The 505-nt window shown below is 67.9% G+C and carries 2 protein-coding genes; both read left to right on the forward strand.

The window, feature by feature from the left end; genetic code table 11:
* On the forward strand, positions 1 to 294 hold a 294-nt coding region (locus tag GTY47_RS40010), incomplete at its 5' end, for a hypothetical protein (protein WP_010049390.1).
* Positions 295 to 319: 25 nt separating this feature from the next.
* Positions 320 to 505 (forward strand): beta-ketoacyl synthase N-terminal-like domain-containing protein (locus GTY47_RS40015; RefSeq protein WP_158688498.1); only part of this gene is annotated, 186 nt, incomplete at its 3' end.

The raw sequence follows: 505 nt of genomic DNA on the forward strand, positions 1-505 counted from the left end.
GTCTTCGACCACCCCAGCCCGGCGGCCCTCACGGAGCACCTGCTGCCCCAACTCACCACCGCCGACGGCCCCGAAGGCACGGACGTGACCGATGTCCCGGGTGAGGAGGACATCCGCCGGGCGATCGCGGGTCTCTCCCTGGCCCAGCTGCGGGACGCCGGTCTCTTCGAACCGCTGATGGTTCTCACCGGACTGGGCTCCGCGGACGGTGCGGACGACACGGAGGAACAGAGCGCCATCGACGACATGGACGTCGACGACCTGGTCCAGGCGGCGCTCGCGGAAGACTCTTGATTCGACTCTGAAGGCAGGTTTCAGAATGGCGGCATCGAACGATTCCGTTGTGCGTGCGCTCCGGGCATCGATGAAGCAGAACGAGCGACTCCAGCGCGAGAACAACCGCCTGGCGGAGGCGGCCCGGGAGCCGATCGCGATCGTCGGTATGGCGTGCCGCTTTCCTGGCGGAGTCGCTTCCCCGGAAGACCTGTGGCGCGTCGTCGCCGAC

The sequence above is a fragment of the Streptomyces sp. SID5464 genome (genome assembly GCF_009862985.1).
Classification (GTDB): domain Bacteria; phylum Actinomycetota; class Actinomycetes; order Streptomycetales; family Streptomycetaceae; genus Streptomyces; species Streptomyces chartreusis_D.